14 protein-coding genes are annotated in these 15837 nt (G+C 49.3%); 5 read left to right on the top strand and 9 right to left on the bottom strand.

Annotated elements, in window-relative coordinates; all coding sequences use genetic code 11:
- Positions 1 to 25: 25 nt before the first annotated feature.
- The gene (locus FAY32_RS01500; RefSeq protein ID WP_225428264.1) at positions 26 to 1345 is read left to right on the top strand and encodes a class A beta-lactamase-related serine hydrolase; all 1320 of its coding nucleotides are present in this window, start codon (positions 26 to 28) and stop codon (positions 1343 to 1345) included.
- A 415-nt stretch (positions 1346 to 1760) separates the two neighbouring features.
- Here FAY32_RS01500 and FAY32_RS01495 read toward each other — a convergent pair whose 3' ends face one another.
- Entirely contained in the window at positions 1761 to 2381 is a 621-nt protein-coding gene (locus FAY32_RS01495; protein WP_143461607.1) for a glycoside hydrolase family 73 protein, read from the bottom strand.
- A gap of 200 nt (positions 2382 to 2581) precedes the next feature.
- On the opposite strand from FAY32_RS01495, the gene FAY32_RS01490 reads away from it, so the two are divergent.
- Positions 2582 to 3568 (top strand): YdcF family protein, encoded by a 987-nt coding sequence (locus FAY32_RS01490; protein WP_143461605.1) that lies wholly within the window; start codon positions 2582 to 2584, stop codon positions 3566 to 3568.
- Here the strand turns inward: FAY32_RS01490 and FAY32_RS01485 are convergent.
- Positions 3509 to 4537 carry a linear amide C-N hydrolase gene (locus FAY32_RS01485; protein WP_143461604.1) on the bottom strand — a complete coding sequence of 343 codons (1029 nt, stop codon included), beginning with the start codon at positions 4535 to 4537 and terminating at the stop codon, positions 3509 to 3511. The genes FAY32_RS01490 and FAY32_RS01485 overlap by 60 nt on opposite strands.
- Positions 4538 to 4855: 318 nt before the next feature.
- Positions 4856 to 5095, bottom strand: a complete 240-nt coding sequence (locus FAY32_RS01480) for a hypothetical protein (protein ID WP_143461602.1) — start codon at positions 5093 to 5095, stop codon at positions 4856 to 4858.
- Between the two features lie 202 nt (positions 5096 to 5297).
- Here FAY32_RS01480 and FAY32_RS01475 point away from each other — a divergent pair, with 202 nt between their 5' ends.
- Positions 5298 to 8171: an MMPL family transporter gene (locus FAY32_RS01475; RefSeq protein WP_143461600.1), complete on the top strand. Its 2874-nt coding sequence runs from the start codon at positions 5298 to 5300 to the stop codon at positions 8169 to 8171.
- Between the two features lie 103 nt (positions 8172 to 8274).
- Here FAY32_RS01475 and FAY32_RS01470 read toward each other — a convergent pair whose 3' ends face one another.
- The 3 genes from FAY32_RS01470 to FAY32_RS01460 all read right to left on the bottom strand — a co-directional run bounded on the left by FAY32_RS01470 (position 8275) and on the right by FAY32_RS01460 (position 10870).
- Positions 8275 to 9708, bottom strand: a complete 1434-nt coding sequence (locus FAY32_RS01470; protein ID WP_143461599.1) for an MFS transporter — start codon at positions 9706 to 9708, stop codon at positions 8275 to 8277.
- Positions 9709 to 9723: 15 nt separating this feature from the next.
- Positions 9724 to 10248 carry a PadR family transcriptional regulator gene (locus FAY32_RS01465; RefSeq protein WP_143461597.1) on the bottom strand — a complete coding sequence of 175 codons (525 nt, stop codon included), beginning with the start codon at positions 10246 to 10248 and terminating at the stop codon, positions 9724 to 9726.
- A gap of 148 nt (positions 10249 to 10396) precedes the next feature.
- A complete protein-coding gene (locus tag FAY32_RS01460) occupies positions 10397 to 10870 on the bottom strand; it encodes a MerR family transcriptional regulator (RefSeq protein ID WP_143461595.1) in 474 nt (157 codons plus the stop codon).
- A gap of 246 nt (positions 10871 to 11116) precedes the next feature.
- On the opposite strand from FAY32_RS01460, the gene FAY32_RS01455 reads away from it, so the two are divergent.
- Complete coding sequence (locus tag FAY32_RS01455; protein WP_143461593.1) at positions 11117 to 11614, top strand: C40 family peptidase; 498 nt, start codon at positions 11117 to 11119, stop codon at positions 11612 to 11614.
- A 304-nt stretch (positions 11615 to 11918) separates the two neighbouring features.
- Here FAY32_RS01455 and FAY32_RS01450 read toward each other — a convergent pair whose 3' ends face one another.
- Entirely contained in the window at positions 11919 to 12353 is a 435-nt protein-coding gene (locus tag FAY32_RS01450; protein ID WP_143461591.1) for a GNAT family N-acetyltransferase, read from the bottom strand.
- A 16-nt stretch (positions 12354 to 12369) separates the two neighbouring features.
- Positions 12370 to 13035, bottom strand: coding sequence for a histidine phosphatase family protein (locus FAY32_RS01445; RefSeq protein ID WP_143461589.1), 666 nt, complete (start codon positions 13033 to 13035; stop codon positions 12370 to 12372).
- A gap of 315 nt (positions 13036 to 13350) precedes the next feature.
- Here FAY32_RS01445 and FAY32_RS01440 point away from each other — a divergent pair, with 315 nt between their 5' ends.
- Positions 13351 to 15501 (top strand): LTA synthase family protein, encoded by a 2151-nt coding sequence (locus FAY32_RS01440; protein ID WP_143461587.1) that lies wholly within the window; start codon positions 13351 to 13353, stop codon positions 15499 to 15501.
- A gap of 72 nt (positions 15502 to 15573) precedes the next feature.
- Here the strand turns inward: FAY32_RS01440 and FAY32_RS01435 are convergent, their stop codons facing one another.
- A complete protein-coding gene (locus tag FAY32_RS01435) occupies positions 15574 to 15768 on the bottom strand; it encodes a hypothetical protein (protein WP_143461585.1) in 195 nt (64 codons plus the stop codon).
- Between the last annotated feature and the right edge of the window lie 69 nt (positions 15769 to 15837).

The following is a 15837-nucleotide window of genomic DNA, read 5'->3' as shown; positions in this document are numbered from 1 at the left end:
TTGAAGATAACTTAAGGGGAAATGGATGATTATTGTGAAAAAACTATTGTTACTTTTAGGAACCGTCTTGTTAGTCGGCAGCTTCTTCCCTGCACACCCCGCGTATGCTCGTAGCTACACGACCATTACCAGTACTAAAAAGACTGATTACAATGCTCGTTTTGTGAACCAGAACACCCGTAACGACGGCATCTATTACTACGCACCGTACTACACGCAACGTTCCGCTAAGACGCGTGATGCCAGCGGTAAGAACTGGCAACACCGGTTTGTCCGGGTCAGTCAGACGGCTAAGTTATCCGATGGCTCGACCTATGTGAAGTTTTCTTGGTACGGAAAAACGATTGGCTGGGTCAATCAAAATGCTCTGCAAACCTTTACCCGTTCACAAAATGCGGCGGTACTTTTACAAAACGCCCACTTCCAAGGCCGCGCCATGCTGTTCAACAGCTACGCAACTGGTGCTAGCCTAGTCAACGTTGGCTATGCCAATGCCAGCACCAAAACAGCTAACGACGCTAGCACCCTCTTCCCAATCGCGTCACTGCAAAAGGTGATGACGGGGGCCATCATCGAGCAACTCGCTGCCAACAATAAGCTCGCCTTAACCGACAAGCTCAGCAAGTATTATCCGAGCGTCAAAAACAGTGGCAACATCACGATCCGGCAACTCTTGAATCATCGCTCCGGAATCGACATGGGAGAAACCACGCCGACAACACTGTTGACTACGCAAGCTTCCGAAATAAATTACACCCTTAGTCAATTATCCGTTAGCAACAACCAATCCTTCGACTACACCAACGCCAACTACACGTTGCTAGCCGGTATCGCCTCAAAAGTTACCGGTCAAACGTACGACCAGTTGGTTCAATCGCGGATCATTCAGCCACTCAAGCTGACTAACACTTACAGTTGGAACAATTTACCCACTGGTCAGACTGTAGCCAACGGGTATAGTTACACCAATGGTCAGGATTACACGGCCAACGGTGTTTCACAAAACCTGATGTCTTCTTTGCTCGGCGCTGGGAACTACTACGCTACCCCAGAGGACTACTACACGATTCAAAAGGGACTGCGTAACGGCAAAATCTTGACCAAGACACAGTACTATGACCTCAGCAACGACTACAAATTAAGCTACGCCGGTGGCCTTTACCACGAATCTGGCATGAAGCGGGTTCGCGGTGGCTTATCCGGTGCCGGCTATCAAACCATCCTGTACGGCTCCGAGGGCAACAAATCTGGCGTGATTCTTTTCGCCAATCAAAGTCCAACCAAGTCTTTGAATTCCTTGGCTAAGACCCTGTATCAGTTGGCCATTAACTACAATGAAAAGTAAATTTGAGTGAACCACGGCCGGCTGTTCAGGATTTCTGATTCTGCCTGCCGTAGGGAAGATTCACCGCTCAGCGTCAAGATTGCCCGGTTGCAACCTTTGACCACTAAAGAACCCCCGTCCAACCGTGCTTCACAGTTGGACGAGGGTTCTTTGTTTTTACGTTTTAGACCACGACTAAAGGCTGAAAGATTAAATCTAGTAGTAAGGCACCATTAAATTAGTCTAAATCTGGCGCACTCCGGCTGCCAGGGATTCCGCCTGCTGTGGGGACGCTTCAGCCTGGAAGAACACCAGTCTTCTCGCTCGCTTTGAAGCCACGAAAACCACGTGTCTCCAAAAGCGCCCGGGTTGTAAGCTGACTGAAAAAACACCAGCTAATACCACCTTCACGGCTGGCTCCATCTCGCCTGACAGCCTAAGTATCATACTGATTCAGGTTGTAGGTTGCAATCAGGTTGGTCAGCTTCTTGGCATATTGGGGATCCGTCGCATAACCGTTATTTTGCAACAGTTTGGCCGCTACCGTATAGTCCGTGACCGTCTGTTTAAAGTAGCTGCGCTTCAACAAGGCATCGTGATCGAGAATGGCCGCCGTCAAATTGGGATAGTCTCTGAAGTTAGCGTTGATCGTAATCTTCTTCCCATTCACGTACTCATTAGTCGGGAAGCGCTTGGACTGTCCATCGTAGCTACCCTTCACCCCAAATGGGTTGTTGGCCTGCAGAAAGAGTGCCGAGGTGCCCCAGCTAGATTCCAAGATAGCCTGCGCAATCACAATGCTGGGTAGAACCTGCCCGTTTTGGCGGTAGACCCGCACGGCCGGCTTGGCCATCTCAGTGATGAACTTCCGTTGAGCCGCGGTCTCCCCCGATGAGGATTCACTCGCTGTCTGATCAATACGAGCCGATTGAATTTCTGTTTTAATTTTTCCACGAACTAATAAACCGCCACCTAAGGCCAACAAGACCAAGACAAAGATCCAGGTGGCCGTGGCGGGGTGACTATTTCGCTTGCGTGAGTGCCGACGCTTTGGCAACCCGATCCCTCCAATTTCGGTTATAATTAATTTGATAACCACTCATGTTATGGTGCCCAGCTCAGCCCATTTTAGATTGACCAAACTTTCGCCGATTGCTTAACTTTAGCAGTTCTCATTAATTATAATCAGAATGAACTAAGAAGTAACTTAAATTGTAAAGTCTCAAGAAAACTTAACCTTTAGAAGGGGGTGTCAAAATGTTACTCAGTGCCAGTTTGTTCTTAATTTGTTTAGTTGCTTTACTAACATTTTGGCAACCGCAGGGTCTCTTTAGTGCCAGTGCCACCTGTGTTGCGGCTGGAAGTTTGCTCTTACTCGCCCACTGGTCGATACGCCCCTGGTCACACATTTTGGCCAGGGGTCTGGGTATCATTCTGCTGCTCATGGCGTTTAGCGGCTTCTTCACACTATTTCTAACGATTGGTGCGCCCAAGTTGGTCGTGCGTAAACAGGAACGCCTAGGCGGTTGGCTGGTCGCTGGTATCTGGGGATGGGTCGGGCTCTGTGGTGGCTGGTTCTTTGCCGTCACCCGTGGTCAGTTCAGTGAAACACTTTGGCCGTGGCTGACCTTCATCCCTCTCTTCAGCGTGTACCTCGCCATCCTCTATGGCGCCAGCCTAGTTGGCCTACTCCGGAGCACCCTGTTTCACACGCGACGGGCCGACACCCTGGTCGTCCTCGGTGCCGGCCTACTTCAGGGTGACCAGATTGGTCGGATTCTCGCCGCCCGTCTGGATACCGCCTTGCGGGTCGCGCGGCGCCAAGACCATCCCGTCACGATCATCGTTGCTGGCGGCCAAGGACCTGACGAGACCATGAGTGAAGCCGCCGCGATGGCCGCCTATTTAATGGCGCACGACTTTCCCGCCAAACAAATCATCCAAGAGAGTCAGTCGCAGAATACGCGGGCTAACCTCATCAACAGTCAGCGTTTATGGGGACAACTGCCACAACAGGGTGGTCGCGTTGCCATCGTCACCAACAGCTACCACCTATTTCGCGCCCGCAATCTTGCCAGCAGCCTGCACATTCAGGTCGGCGGCATTCCGGCCCCAACACGATGGTCCTACTTCCCCGTGGCGTGGGCACGCGAATTTCTAGCCATCATCGTCATGCACCCTAACTTACACCGGGGTGTACTGATCGGTTTGATCACCGCCAACTTGCTCAGTCTGCTGATTTAGGGCCGTGACGGTCAGGTGGTTGGCAACCGGATAAAATTTGGGTGCCGTCCAGTCCAGCATGTCTGGCGTTAATTTTAACTGCACCACGTCCAGCCGGTCATACGGTTGGAAATAGTAAGTCAAGGACTCACAGACGGTCGCTGCCCGGTAGACGGAATACGTTGGTCGATACTGACTGCTCCGCGGCACCGTGACCGTGTTCAGGAGATGCCACGCGCTGATGATGCCCGCTTCTTCATTGGCCGGTAAGTCTGCACGTTCCTTATAGTACGCCGCCCGCACGAATCGACCGCCGGGGGTAAATGATCCACTAGGAACTGGCTTGCCAGAAAAGCGTCCAGTAGACACCCGCGTGGCATTCACAGGCAGGGTCCCCGCCTTAAAGTCGTCGGTATAGTTGACGTACTGGCCCAACCGTTGGAGTTGCAGTTCGAAGTCCTTACTGTTGGTGACCACCCCCAACGGATTTTCGCGAACCTTCATCGGAAAATGCGTGGGTTCGATCACCACCGTCCGGCCCGTCCGGTCGACCACCGCAAAGTGAAGTTCGGAATCGCCGATGTTGTTTACGGCCCACTTGCCACTCATCAACTGAATCTCATCAATGTGTGCTTCAATATCGGCGACCGATGCGTAGTGGCCTAAGAGGTAAAAGGAAAATTCATAGGGCGCTAAGTGGACCTGTCCCGGCGTTGGTTGGTCAACCAAGTGGGACCCATTGGCAAAGGTCAGCTTCTGGACACTGAGCCCCATCTCGTTGACACCGTCCGACACATCAATTTCGTGGTCGTGCGGTCCACCACCGCCAATCATGGCATACCGGTTGACGTGCCGACCGTTATCATAGACGCTCTCCCATTCATAGCCACGGGGAACGAATAACGGTTGCACATACAGGGCGTGCCAATCCATGGTTCGCGCCAGAATGTGCGTGCCATCCTTAGCAATCTGTAAAATACTGGTACACATAAGCTGTATCCTCCTTATCGCCTTTGATTATTAATAAGTTAATTTAGTTTACGCGAAAATTTTGTTAACAGCAATGATAACGAGTTGGCGGTTAATGGTGAGGTTGGTTTATTTCAACATCTTATGACGGAAATTCAATAACGCTTGGTGACTAATCGCTGGCATTTTCAATAAAATTAACTACTTAATTGTTCCCACAAAGAAACTACAATTACTCTTCAAGTAAAAACACTGTCTACAAAATTACTCAAAAAGCGACACACCGAGCCAAACGTTCAGTGTGTCGCTTCAATTTTCCCACGCAAATTTCAACAAAATCTACCGCTGATTCGCCGCCTTAGCATCCGCCAAAAATGCCTGAAAACGGCGATCAATCTCTTTTTGCTTCGGTATTGCCGCCAGCGTCTCCGGGACGTTCGCCGTAATCTGTAAGTAAGCAAACATAACTTGGCTAGGGTCTAATCCAGCGGCCGTTGCCAGCTTCGTTGCAAACGGGTAGCGTTGGTCCGTCAACATCGCTGCAAACGGGCTTTGGTAAGCTTGATGGTGCTTTGCCATGAAAATCGCTCCTCTCAATTGTCTGATACAAGTATTTCTACTCTACCAGTTAAGATTTTTAAGGCAACTAAAGAGTTTCTTAAACTTTCTTAAATCAATCGGAAATCTGCACCAACCCTAGTCATTATGGTAAAATTAAGCATGGATTACACCCTGCTTGCACGGCGGGAAATTGATTACAGAGAGAGGACTCAGATTACATATGCAAGAACGGATAAGAAAGCTTCACCACAACCGCATTTTTGCACTCGTATTCTGGTTAGTCGTGGTCTTTGCGGCCATCGTCACCTTGCCAAACGTTAGTACCATCATTCAATACGATGGCCAACCACAGTTGGCGAATACGAGTCAACCCGTTAAGGCGACCCAAATTCGAAACAATTGGGGCCGTAATTTAAACGGAACCTACACCGTTAACGCGGTCTTTAACAATCCGGAAGGTGCCTTGACCAATAAGCAACTCGCAGCTGTGAACAAATCAGTCTCCGAGTTACAAAAACGGTCGAACTATTATGGCATCCAAAAGATCACGACCATGACCAACACGCCAACCAGTAAACCACAGTTATTCTCAAAGGATAAGTCGACCGAAGTGGTTCAATTAGCAGTTAGTCATAATCAGGGAACTGTTCGTCAAATTACCGAACAGTTAAAAAACCAGATTTCAACCATTGGCCTCAATACCTACGTGACCAGCCCCGAGATTATTAGTGACGCCGCTAATGAACACATTTCGTCGTTTACGTTGATCGTTATCTTGATGACGTTATTGATTGCTTTAGTTGCCATGGGGATTTTATTTGCCTCAATTATTGCCCCTATTATTACGTTCCTTGCCATTTTAATTAGCTATATTTCAACACTTAGTCTGGCAACTAACCTGGCCTATCACTGGAACTTTGCTTATTCTGAGTACACACCGATTTTTCTGTTACTCGGAATCAGCCTCTTCACCCTGCTGACGAGTTTCTGGTTCTTTAGAGAACTGCGGAACTTAGTCGACGACGGCATGGAGAGTCAGGCAGCCACGTCCAAGGTCATTCACGACTTGGGCTACCGCATTCTCATCAGTACCCTGAGCTTAACCATTGCCTTTGGCAGCCTGATGCTCTTTGATTTCTCCACGATTCGGGCTTTCGGTGTGCTCGGCATTGGCTTTGCCATTACTGGAATTGCCAGTGTCAGCCTGGTACCTGTCTTCTCTGGAATGCTCGGTGCCAGCCTCTTCTGGCCTAAGAAGACCCGGCCCCAGCTCAAGGATCACAAGTTCTGGCACAACTTAGCCCGCTTTGGTTTCTGGCAACCGTGGCTCGCTATCGTGGTCGTTCTCTTCGTTGTCGGTCCATTTGCACTCACTTACCGTAATCAACTGAACTACAATAACACCCAAGATATTCCCAATAATCAAGCCGTGCAGGGTGCTCGGGTTCTCAGTGCTCACTTTGGCCAAGGCAAATCAACGCCAGTGACGCTTTACGTACAAGCAGATCAACGATTAGATAACCAGGATCAACTCTTCCAATTGGATAATCTAACCAAAAAGTTACGCGCCCAACCTGGTGTCAGTTCGGTAACGTCCGTCACACAACCAGGTGGCCAACCCATTACGCAGTATTACGTTTCTAACCAACTCAGTTCCCTCAACGAAAACTTGACCGGGGTTGTTGGCCAATTAGGAACTGTCCGTAATGATCTGAAGTCAGATAGTATCAATCTGCGCCAAAAGACCCTCAAGAGTGAGATCAAACGGTTGAAGAAGCTGACTTCACAAACCAACAACTTGGTCAGTGATAGTGGCACCCTTGAATCTTCACTACAAACGGCTTTGAGCCGTTCCAGTGCAGTTGGTAGTAGCAGCTCCTCTAAGAAGGTTACCAGCTACATCAATCAATTAAACAAGGTCAACACCGAATTGAACACGGCCCTGACGACCATGACCGCACTGTCTAATGATGCCAGCACCGTTAATACTGATGCTAGTGCTGCGCATTCCAACTTGAGTAACTATGCGGAAACTTTAAAGGCTGTTAACAGCAGCTTAAACCGTTCCCGTAAGCAAGTTATTAGCATGCAAAAGTCCTTGAATGACATCTACCTGTATCTAGGTGGTCTTCAAACGTCCGAGGCAGCCAAGTCCCTTTACCTCTCACCAACGCAAATTGCTAGTGGTGACTTCCAACAATCCATGGTTAACTTTACGGATGAAAAGGTCAAGGCAACCTACTTGACCATCACGTTGAAACAGGAGCCGAATGCTCAGAACACAGCGAAGACGTTAAAGCATTTAAAGACGGTCGCCACTTCACAACTTCGTGGGACCTCGCTCAAGGATGCTAAATTGACCTTTGCTGGTCAACCCGTCGTCGCTGCAACCATTCAGTCACAATACCAACACGACTTACCACGCGTCTTACTATTGGTCCTTGGTATTATCTTAGTTCTCCTGATCATCTTCAGTCGTTCTCTGGTTCAATCCACTTACTGGTTCTTAACATTCATTTTGTCTGGCTTAGCCGGCTACCAGTTGACCCACCTCTTAATGACGTGGTTAACGGGGAATGGCGTCTTTAACTGGCAGGTACCGCTGTTGGCATTCGTCCCACTGACCGTTCTGGCCGTGGTTGAATTGACGCAACTGGCACTGAGCTACCGATTAAACGACGCGCCATTGCTAGACTGGTTATTACCTGGCATCAAGGAAGTCGGTCAAACGACCCGCCACTCACTCTTCATTATCATTACGGGTGTCCTCGGGTTGCTGGCAGCTGAATCCCAAGTGTTAACGGCCGTCACGTTGATTACTATCTTAACGGCCATCATCTTTAACTTGGCACTGCCAATCATAGCGGCCTCGTTCGGAAAGCTTTCTGTAACGCTACCCGCCAAGAAGCCTTACGAATTCTTCAGCGGCAAACCGAAGAAACGCAATCCACACAGAAGAAAGCGGCGTAAAACCCGTTCCCGGCGTTCACGCTCACGGACCCGTCGGAGCAAGAAACCGGCAACCGATGTCTCGTCGGCAAGTCCCACGGAAACACCAAGTAACAGTGATACATCAACGGAATCTAAAGATTAATCATGTTTAGACCCAAAGCAGCGTCACGAGTTCGTTCTCGTGGCGCTGCTTTTTTAGTAAAATTCAAAATTAGATTAATGGCCAGCGGTCGCTATCATCTGGTTTAAGCCACCCGGCGTTTCAATAGCCGCCAACCGGTAATGACGGTCGCAACCAAGCAGATGGCCAGCGAGACCATAAATGCCACGCGCATCCCGGCGATGAAGATTTCTGGATGACTCGGTAGGTACGCCGTCACGTGATGGCCCGCGTAATGGCCCATTGCGGAGAACAAGACGGTCGTGGCGATGGAAATACCGATCACCATCCCCAATTCGCGGGCTAAGGCATTGATGCCGCCAGCAACCCCCAGGTCTTGGACCGGCACGGAGCTCATGACGATTGAATTGTTCGGTGCCATGAAGATACCATTTCCCAAGCCCACTAGGCCGATGAAGAACATAAAGACCCACAGTGGCGTTGCCAGATTAGCTAACATGTAGCCCACCTGACTGATTGAGATCAGAATCAAGCCAACAAATGTCAGTAGTTCCGGGCCGATCTTGTCGGAGACCGTCCCCGCAATCGGCGCAACGACCACCTGGACAACGGGGAAGGTCATCAGCGCGTAACCGGCATAGTTGGCAGCCAGCCCCCGGGCATTTTCCAAATAGAATGGCGCAATCACATTGAAAAAGAAATTGGCCACGAAAATCAAAAATGCACAGAGAATACTGATGGTGAACCGCTTATTTTGAAATAAGTGCAACGCCAAGATAGGATTATCCACGCGCAGTTCTAAGTGGACGAAACAGATGATGGCGACGATGGCCACCGCGAACAGGCCGAGAATCAAGGGACGTGTGAACCCAATCTCTTGGCCCACGAAAACGCCCGCAAATAGACTGATCATGATGAGGGCAAAGAGACTAGCACCGGGCTTGTCGATTCGTTCATCACTCACCGTAATATCCTGCGGCAGAATGCGCTGCCCAATCAAAATGGCAATAATACCGACCGGCACGTTGATCCAGAAGATATACCCCCAACTCAGGTGCGCTAGAATCAAGCCGCCGATGCCGGGACCGGCAATACTCCCGAGCGCAACGAATGAACCAATCATCCCCAACGCTCGACCACGTTCCTTGAATGGAAAGACCTCTGTAATGATCCCGTTGTTGGTCGCCATCGTCATCGCTGCACCCACGGATTGAATGACCCGCGCGCCCAACAGAAAGGACAACCCCACGCTAAATCCGCTCAGAAAGGAGCCGAAGACAAACAGAAACGAGCCTATTTTGAAGATTCGGATCTTACCGCGGGTATCCCCGAGCTTACCGAATAATAGCAATAATGCGCAGATGGCAATCAAGTAGATTGAGACCACCCACTCCGCCTGATTCATTGGAATTTTTAAATCGTGACTCATCACCGGTAACGCAATGTTAACGATACTGGCGTCCAATGTTGACATAAATGTAAAGAGACAGACCGCTACTAGGATCCACCAGCGGTGCTTTTGAATCTGCGGGTCGGCCGCAAACGTCTTTGAGTTCATATTCCCTATTCTCCCTTAATGCAAGTTTGTCAGGCGTGCAGCAATCCAATCGGCTTGGGCCTGCGCGCGCAGTTGTTGTAATTGATTCAGTTGTAATGCATCGGCGACATCCGTTGGCACCATCCGCGGATGATCCGTCAAATAGTCACGCGCTGTTTGTAGATTTTCCAATTGTAAGTGGCTGAATCGCTGAAAGTCCTGAAGCACGTCCCGCTGTTCAGGTACCACCAGCAGATGCAGAAAGTTACATTTTATCTGAAATACCAGTTGGGTCTGCTTATTGATTGCGACCGGTTCTATCACCAAGTCATGGAAATGTTGGCGTCCCTGTGGCGTGATGCCTGCCTGTTTCTTGGTCCGGGGACCGGTCGTCGTGGTCAGGGTTACATCGCCAGCTTCGTTTAGCCGTTCGAGCAAGGGATAAAGTACACCATAACTCACGGTTTGCTCCTGCCCCACTACCGTCATCAGCGCCTTTCGCAACTGATAACCTGTCATGGTGTGATCCATTAATTGACCTAAAACGAATAGGTCGTACATACCAGCCAACTCCTTTCCGTTGACCTAGTATAGTGTATCGGGAAGATACATTCAAGGGAAAATTAAAGCCTAATTTGCTGGCCACTTTACCCCACATAAAAAGCCCCCACTACCGAACCTTGCCGGTAACTGGGGACCTCGTTTTTGTCTAATTAGGTTCTGCTTGGGTCATGCGGTGGGCTTCATCGTTCGAAACCAACCGGTACGTGACCGGGCCGTCATCCGTTGGCATCAATGCCATTAACGTCTGTTGCTCGTCGAAGGCGCCCAAGTTGATCGCCATTTGGCCATCGATCTTCGCAAACCCCTTCAATCCGGTCTTGATGAAGCGATGGATATAGGCGATGCGGTCTTTACGACTCTGCGCTTGCTTGGCGGCAGCTGTGAGCGTGTAGCCCTCATCTAAGAAATATTTGATCATGGAGACACCAATAAACGTCTTAAACGTGTAGACGCGCGCTTGCTGACCGTCCTCACGCTCCTGCGACGTGATTAATTTTTTCTTCTCCCAGTACCGCAGTTGCCGAGCCGAGACCCCCGTCATCGCTGAGAGTTCCCCAATGCGAAAGACCAGACGCTGCACGTCAAAGAACTGCCGCATTTCATTTGTAAATTGTGCCAACTTGTACTCCTCCACTTCCCTTAGAACAGTTCACCATCATCACTAACAATGAGCCGTTATTCTATGTTAAATAAGTTACCATTGATGTTAGATAATAGCAAGTTTCTAGCCAACTAAGCTGGATTGTTGCGAAAAGTAACGTTTTGTTTAAGACATTTAACGCCACTGCAACTGGCTTGTTACATTCCTGTCACATTAAATTGGTATTCTAGTACTTGTAAAATTCATGAGGGGTGCTAGATAATAATGAAAAAAGTGATCAAGACAATTGCAACATTCGCATTAGTTTTAACTGGTTTCTTCGCCGTCAGCGAAACAACGACGACTACTGCTTCAGCCGCTACTGCAGATGACTTCAGCAACATTTACCAAGTTGCCAAGGCGCATATGGGCGCACGTTACGTTTACGGCGCAACTGGTCCTACTGCCTTTGATTGCTCTGGCTTTACCGGCTATGTTTACAAGAAGGGTGCTGGCGTTACGTTACCACGGACTGCCCAAGCACAATTCAACTCTTTGAAGCACGTGACGTATAAGAACATCAAGAAGGGTGATTTGGTCTTCTTCGGTGGTAGCAAGTATTCTATTTCTCACGTTGGTTTATACGTTGGTAATGGCAAGATGATCGATGCCCAAAACCGCGGTGTTGTTCGTGAAGCCGTTCATGCCCCATGGTGGCACGCTGTTGGTTACGCTCGCGTTTCAACCAGTACCAGCACGTCAGCAGCAACCGACGCTGACTAATCATTATTATCAGCCTCTGATGAATTAAATTGAACGATTGAATTTTACCACGTTGCGCGCAAGTAATTGACTTGCCGCAACGTTTTTTTGTCCAACGAATTTTGGCTGACCACTTACGCGGCTACCCTTCCTTCACTGGCTAGGCGCACCTCTGAGGGGCATCAATCACCCCTTGGGCACAGCTTTCGTCCATGTGATCAATCTGCCTTGCGCACTAAAAGAGCGTCTGGGTCAAAACTCCCAGACGCCCTTTGCGAGCCAAATGACTATTGGTCGACTATTAACCTCAGCACAATCGACTAATTTAGTCTTCCTGATAGGCAACCGTTCGGTGTTGGATTCCCGCTTCTTCAAAGGGTTCCCCCACTGGTTTGAAGCCGAGTTCTTCATAGAACGCTAATGCCGTCAACTGGGCGTCCAATTCGATGTGCGCGACATCCGAGCTCTTGGCGTCCTTGATGATCTGCTTGATCAATTCTCCGGCGTATCCGTGCTTACGAGCACTGGCCACCGTAGCGACTCGTTGAATCTTGACCCGGTTACCACCGAGCATATCAATGCGTGCGGTCGTGACGGGCTTATCGTCCACGTAACCCACGTAATGCATCTTATCCTCATCGGTGCCGTCTAACTCAATTTTCGGGTCGATCCCCTGTTCACCGATAAAGACTTCCTTGCGAATTGCCAACGCATCGTCGTAACAAGGATTTAATTTCCCCCATGCCATTCTACATTCCATCAAACCAACCTCATTTCTAATCTTTTTGATTGTAACTCAGAACCTGAATGTCATCTGGTGTCAATAACAGCTTGGTCAAGCTCCCATTGGCTGGCCGAACGCTCAAGTCGAACTGATTTTGGCCATAACGTTCCATCAAACTCAACAACGTGTTGCCGTGACTGATCATCAAGACGTTATCCCCATCGTGAACCGCCGGATTGTGGCGAATCAAGTCAAAGCCTTGGTCCACCCGTGCCCAATACTCGGCGTTATTTTCAGCCTGGTGGAACGGATCGGCTTCCTTTAAGAAATCCTTGGCCTTGCCGATCGAATACTTCTCTTCAATGTCCTTAAAGGTAGGGACACCATGTGGCGCACCAGCCACGTACCACGCCTGTGCCATGTCAGTCCCTTCATAATAACCGTAAAATTCTTCTCTAAAGAACGGTGCCGTGGTCAATTGCGCTGCTGGTTGGGACTGATTGGCCGCTAAAATGGTCCGTGCCGTCTGTTCCGCCCGAGTTGTGTCACTGCAGTAGGCCGCTGCAAACTGGACGTCGCTGAGCCGTTCACCGGCACTCTTAGCGTCCGCGATACCTGCCGCGGTCAGCGGTGAATTACTCCATCCCTGCAACTTATTATAGATGTTAAAGTACGTTTGACCATGCCGTACTACGTATAAGGTTACTTGCTTATCCATTTAACGCCACACCTTTCCTAAATCGTCATCAGGTCCGTTCAACCTTTAGCTCTAGTGTACCAAAGAATGCTAAGGTAGCGGTTACAATTTGACAATCCGACTTAAAGTTTTCCTAAACTTCGGTCAAAAGTTGCCAGCACAGGCGGTTGTTTGCTAGGATAGACAAAATGTCTTTTTTATTATCCATAGGTCGATTAGCTAGGCTGACCGATTGGTAACAATCGCGGCAACTGCGGTTTGGCCAATCATCCTAAGGTGGCCAGCTTTTAGGATAGTTAATCTATCTATGGTAAAATGAGACGATTACAGGTGTTAATGAAGGAGCGAAATATCGTGGAACGTTTCAAAAGGATCTGGGCCAGGACAGGAACCCGGATGGGCTTTGTGACCTTAATGGTCGTCCTGTTTTGGCTAAAAACTCTAGTCGCCTATTTCGTCGACTTCAAGCTTAATTTAAGCGATCCATTTCAGTTTCTGATTCTCTTACTGAACCCCCTCGCAACGACTATTCTGCTCTTCGGGTTAGCCCTCTACTTCAAGCGGGCACGGTTCTTTTATCCCTTTTTATTTTTAATTGATATTCTCAACACCCTGCTGCTGTACATAAACGTCATCTATTTCCGGGAATTCACCGATTTCATGACCGTTAGCACGGTGCTGGGCTATTCCAAGGTTGACCAGGGGCTGTCTGGTAGTTCGCTGGCACTGACCTCACCGCATGACATTTTATTCTGGCTCGACCTGGTCGTCGTGCTCGCGCTCATTGCAACACGGCGCATCTACATTGATCCGCGTCCCGTTAACAAACGGGTGGGCCTAGCCGTCACCTCAGCCGCGTTATTAGCGTTCTCCGTCAACTTGACGCTGGGGGAAATGGATCGCCCACAACTCCTGACGCGGACGTTTGACCGGACCTACGTGGTAAAATACCTGGGACTCGATGCCTTCACCGTTTACGATGGCATCAAGTCTGGTCACACCAGCGAACTCCGATCACACGCCAAGAAGTCTGAGTTGACCGGTATTCTCAAATACGTGCACAAAAATTACGCCGCCCCAGACAAGAAACTCTACGGCGTTGCCAAGAAGAAAAACGTCATCATTATTCACCTAGAAAGCTTCCAGCAATTCTTGATCAACAAGAAGATCAACGGCCAAGAAGTCACGCCGTTCCTGAACAAACTCTATAAGAGTAAGTCCACGTATAGCTTCGACAACTTCTTCCATGAAGTCGGTCAAGGCAAGACTTCCGACGCCGAAACAATGTTGGAAACCGGGACGTTTGGGCTACCACAGGGATCGCTCTTTACGCAACTGGGAAATGACAACACCTTCCAGGCGGCACCGGCGATCTTTGATCAAGCTGGTTACTCGACCGCGGTCTTCCACGGGAACGTTGCCAGCTTCTGGAACCGGAGCAATACCTACAAGAATCTTGGCTATCAGTACTTCTTCGATGCCAGCTACTACGATACTTCTGGTGATAAATCGCTGGGTTATGGCTTAAAGGATAAGCTATTGTTCAACGATTCCGTGAAGTACCTGCAGCATTTACAACAACCCTTTTATGTGAAATATCTGACTGTCACGAACCACTTCCCGTTCACCCTTGATCAGGAAGATTCGAGCTTTAAGACGCCGAATACCGGTGATAAGACTGTTGACAACTACTTCAAGACGGCCCACTACCTCGATCAGTCCATCAAGGAATTCTACGCCTACCTGAAGAAATCCGGCTTGGCTAAGAATTCACTGGTCATGATCTACGGGGATCACTATGGCATTTCCAACTCTTCCAATAAGAGTCTAGCGAAATTACTGGGCGTCAACCCCGACGATTGGGACGATTACGACAACGCACAACTCCAGCGGGTCCCGTTGATGTTTAACATGCCTGGCTACAAGAAAGGGAAAGTTGAACACACATACGGCGGTGAAATCGACGTGTTGCCAACCCTCATGCACCTGATGGGAATGAACTCTAAGAAGTACATTCAATTCGGGACTGACCTCTTCTCGAAGGAACACAATCAGGTCGTCGCTTTCCGTAACCGTGACTGGGTCAGCCCAGATTACACTTCGGTCGATGGCAGTATTTATAGTAACAAGACACAACAAGAAATTCACCCCACTGGCGCGCTAAAGAAAAAAATCGATAAGATGCAAAAGCACGTCAATCAAGGGTTGAATTTCTCCGACTCGCTCAACCAAAAGAACCTCCTGCGTTTCTTCCATCCTAAGGGCTTCACGGATGTCGACCCATCGGACTACAATTACTCCGACGGTCTCGAAAAGGAAGAGAAGCTCGAGAAGAAACTGGGCTTGAAATCAACCAGCCTCTTCTCCAGAAATGGTGACAAATCCACGCAGCCGTTCTACAAAACGAACGCACCTGAACTCGGCCACAAGACGACCGATTCCAACCGGATCAAGATCACCAACCAAGATGACACCAGTGGTAAATAAGCACCTACAAAAGTCGCCTAGCTCTTGCTGGGCGACTTTTTAGTCTCTACTCACTTTAGCTAACAGTGCTGGTTAATTTAAATAGTCGAGGAGGTCACCTGCGGCTGCCAGAGATTCCGGCGTCTGTGGGGACCACCTGCGGCCTGAGAAGCGGTCCTCCGGTTCGGTTTGAAACCTGACAAGGGTCGTCAGTTTCCAAACGCGTCCCACGCTGTAGACCGCGTCAAAGCCCAACCCGGTCAACACCGTCGTCACAGCTACCTCCATCTCTGGCCTCCTCCGGTTACGTTCGTTCTTAGCAGTAACATGCTGTTAAAGTTCGCTACGGTTAAATCC

The sequence above is a fragment of the Levilactobacillus enshiensis genome, from assembly GCF_007115095.1.
Taxonomy (GTDB): domain Bacteria; phylum Bacillota; class Bacilli; order Lactobacillales; family Lactobacillaceae; genus Levilactobacillus; species Levilactobacillus enshiensis.
The sequence above is the reverse complement of the archived record's forward strand: the minus strand, read 5'-3'. Positions and strand labels throughout refer to the sequence as shown.

Bases quoted from the DNA above. Each gene is read 5' to 3' on its own strand.
- FAY32_RS01500 (WP_225428264.1), top strand. From the start codon at position 26: ATGATTATTGTGAAAAAACTATTGTTACTTTTAGGAACCGTCTTGTTA.
- FAY32_RS01490 (WP_143461605.1), top strand. From the start codon at position 2,582: ATGTTACTCAGTGCCAGTTTGTTCTTAATTTGTTTAGTTGCTTTACTA.
- FAY32_RS01485 (WP_143461604.1), bottom strand. From the start codon at position 4,537: ATGTGTACCAGTATTTTACAGATTGCTAAGGATGGCACGCACATTCTG.
- FAY32_RS01480 (WP_143461602.1), bottom strand. From the start codon at position 5,095: ATGGCAAAGCACCATCAAGCTTACCAAAGCCCGTTTGCAGCGATGTTG.
- FAY32_RS01475 (WP_143461600.1), top strand. From the start codon at position 5,298: ATGCAAGAACGGATAAGAAAGCTTCACCACAACCGCATTTTTGCACTC.
- FAY32_RS01470 (WP_143461599.1), bottom strand. From the start codon at position 9,708: ATGAACTCAAAGACGTTTGCGGCCGACCCGCAGATTCAAAAGCACCGC.
- FAY32_RS01465 (WP_143461597.1), bottom strand. From the start codon at position 10,248: ATGTACGACCTATTCGTTTTAGGTCAATTAATGGATCACACCATGACA.
- FAY32_RS01455 (WP_143461593.1), top strand. From the start codon at position 11,117: ATGAAAAAAGTGATCAAGACAATTGCAACATTCGCATTAGTTTTAACT.
- FAY32_RS01450 (WP_143461591.1), bottom strand. From the start codon at position 12,353: ATGGAATGTAGAATGGCATGGGGGAAATTAAATCCTTGTTACGACGAT.
- FAY32_RS01445 (WP_143461589.1), bottom strand. From the start codon at position 13,035: ATGGATAAGCAAGTAACCTTATACGTAGTACGGCATGGTCAAACGTAC.
- FAY32_RS01440 (WP_143461587.1), top strand. From the start codon at position 13,351: ATGAAGGAGCGAAATATCGTGGAACGTTTCAAAAGGATCTGGGCCAGG.
- FAY32_RS01435 (WP_143461585.1), bottom strand. From the start codon at position 15,768: ATGGAGGTAGCTGTGACGACGGTGTTGACCGGGTTGGGCTTTGACGCG.